Annotated in this window: 4 protein-coding genes; all 4 read left to right on the top strand. The window is 52.3% G+C overall.

From position 1 onward, the window contains the following. A partial coding sequence (locus LOC67_RS24855; protein ID WP_230265551.1) for a hypothetical protein occupies positions 1-236 on the top strand: 236 nt, incomplete at its 5' end. A gap of 813 nt (positions 237-1,049) precedes the next feature. Next, a complete protein-coding gene (locus LOC67_RS24850) occupies positions 1,050-1,226 on the top strand; it encodes a hypothetical protein (RefSeq protein WP_230265550.1) in 177 nt (58 codons plus the stop codon). Between the two features lie 31 nt (positions 1,227-1,257). Then, positions 1,258-1,584 carry a hypothetical protein gene (locus LOC67_RS24845; protein WP_230265549.1) on the top strand — a complete coding sequence of 109 codons (327 nt, stop codon included), beginning with the start codon at positions 1,258-1,260 and terminating at the stop codon, positions 1,582-1,584. Between the two features lie 104 nt (positions 1,585-1,688). Further along, on the top strand, positions 1,689-2,150 hold the full coding sequence (locus LOC67_RS24840; RefSeq protein ID WP_230265548.1) for a hypothetical protein: 462 nt from the start codon (positions 1,689-1,691) through the stop codon (positions 2,148-2,150). Positions 2,151-2,836 lie beyond the last annotated feature (686 nt).

Below are 2,836 nucleotides of genomic sequence, written 5' to 3'. Positions count from 1 at the left end.
GCCGTGCCGCGCTAATCACGACTCAACGAAGCGGGGAACCATCGCGTGCACCGGAGTACGCGAGTCGAGCGATCTTGAAGTTGAAAGTCTTTCGCGCGTACCCGGTGACGCGTATCGTTCGCGCGGGTGGTTGTGACTACGATAGCCAACGTCTGTCTTCAATGCTGCTGAATCCGGCCCATCTGATTTCATGTGGTAAGTGTTTAATGATCGCCGCAAGTGAAGTTGCGGTTTGATAGTTGTGCCCAAATTTCGCCCATCGGACTTCAACGGACATCAGTTTCCTGTTGATCGCAACTGCATTCACGGTTTGATCGTGTCGCTCGAAAAACACCCATCTGAATTCACGGATCAGCAGTTTCCTGTTTTTCGCATTCGATGCAGCGATTTGATTTCGGTTCCGAGATAGCAGTTCAAACGCCCTATGCGCCGGTCGAAATATCTATGCTCGTTCCCCTTCACGATTCCGATCGGGTAGACTTGTCAGCAGCGATGTAGTGCCGACTGTGATCGTGGGTACCTCGCGAACCATGACATGAACCGAAGTGACGGAGTCGGGGTTTTTGAAGTGGTGTGTCATCCGCCGTCACTCGGTTATGTCCGCCGTTCGCGCGGGTAGATGGACCGCTGGATGATTCTTCTCTTTCTCAGTGCGTCATCTCCCTTCGCAATTCAAAGCATTTGGATCCGGCCCATCGGATCTCACGTGGCAACCGTTAGCTGATCGCTGCAATTGAATTAACGGTATGATAGTTGTGCCTGATCGCGGCCCAATGGATTTCGCGCGACGACAGTTTCCTGTTGATCGCAATTGAATTCACGGTTTGATCGTGTCGCTCGAATAACACCCATCCGAATTCAAGGGACAGCAGTTTCCTGTTTTTCGCATTTGATTTCACGGTTTGGATGTTGCTCCGAGATAGCCGATGAAACGCCCTATGCGCCGGCCGATATATCTATGCTCGTTCCCCTCCCCGATTCCGATCGGGTAGACTTGTCGTCAGCGAGGTAATGCCGACCGTGGTCGTGTGTACCACGCGAACCATGACATGAACCGAAGTGACGGAGTCGGGGTTTCTGAAGTGGTGTGTCGTCCGCCGTCACTCGGTTATGTCCGCCGTTACCCGACTGAAATCTATGCAGCGAACTGGATCGACAATGCGACCGTCGTTCGCCGCACTTTGGATTCGATCGCTCACCAAGCCGGAACTTCATGCATTGATTGAAGACGTAAAGCGTGGCGACACCGATGCTACGATGCGAGCCGTTACGTTTGTGGCCGCAGAAAGTTTTGGGCTGTGGCACAACCGGGCACGCGCGAAACTTTGTCGTTACTTCAAGAATCATCCGCCACCCGACGGTCAATGCAGATCCATGGTGGACGCGATTGTGAATCGCCTGATCGAAGGTCGGTTTTATGAGCAATTCAAAGATCAACTTTCCATGGCAATGCGATTTGCCCCTGATCGAATGGCGGAGACTGCTGCTGTCGCATCACGTTCTGACAAAGACTACATTCGTAGATACGGAGCTTGGGTCCGCCACGCCCTTGATTCACAAACAACGGCACCGGACGGCGGGTAACAATCGCGTGCACCCGAGTACGCGAGCTGGGCGGTTTTGAAATGGAAAATCTTTCGCGCGTACCGGGTGACGCGTGACGTTCTGTCTATCATCCAGGCCGCTGCGTGAAATTCTCGCTTCAGACGCTTCTGCTTGCTCCGCTAGCCTTAACGCCGCTATTTCTTACCGCGCGTCCGCCGGCATTTGCTTTCTGGATACATCCATTGGTCGCGGGTTCCGGATTATTTGTTGTGTACGTATCGACTGCTACGGCAATCTTCCTGGCCAGCCGAATTCGCAATCAGTACAACTCACGCAACATCATCTCTGATGGACTTGGTATCGGGGCGGTCGCAGGTATGCTTTGCTTAGCAATGATGATGACTCCCATCATGATCAACAGTTTGAACGATATGACCTTTCCGCTGCTCTCCACGCTTATCTGTATCGTTCTGTTTGGATCAACTGGTGGATCGTTGACTGGTGCTTCAACAGCGTTCATTATTGACGTTGGATTGGCTTTCGTTTCGCCAGACTTTCGGCGGCAACTCCGATCCAAGCGACTTCAGGCAAAGACAGAACCATGAATTGCACGGGAGAACGGGAGTCGTGTTTAACGGTCTGCTTGCAAGTCTTTCGCCCGTTCCCCGTGAATTCTGCCGTTCGCGCGGGTGGTTGTGACTGATAACCAACGCCTGTCTTCAATGCTGCTGATTCCGGCCCAACTGATTTCAAGTGTTAACAGATAGCTGATCGCTGCATTTGAATTTGCGGTTTGATCGTCTTGTCTGAATTCGGCTCACTGGATTTCACGGGACCTCAGTTTCCTTTAAATCGCAACTGATTTCACCGTTTGATTTCGTTGCATCGAACAACGCCCACCCGATTTCAGCAAACAGCAGTTGCCTGATTATCGCACTTGATGTCACGGTTTGATTTCTACTCCGAGTATGCGAATCAAACGCCCTCTACGCCGGTCGAAATATCTATGCTCGTTCCCCTTCACGATTCCGATCGGGTAGACTTGTCGACAGCGATGTAGTGCAGACCGTGGTCGTGCGTACCGCGCGAACCAGACGATGCACGTGAGTCGCCGAGTTGAGATTTTTGAAGTGGTAGGTCGTTCGCGGCGACCACGTGATCGTTACCGTTCCCCGACGAAGCTTGAGTTGATGATGCCATGAACGTTGAGACGATTCGCAACACCATCCGCACAAGCACAGATGAAGTGCAGGCCCTGATCCTCGAATTGCATGAACAAGACCCAGACAAC

It is taken from the genome of Stieleria sp. JC731, from assembly GCF_020966635.1.
GTDB lineage: Bacteria > Planctomycetota > Planctomycetia > Pirellulales > Pirellulaceae > Stieleria.
The sequence above is the reverse complement of the archived record's forward strand: the minus strand, read 5'-3'. Positions and strand labels throughout refer to the sequence as shown.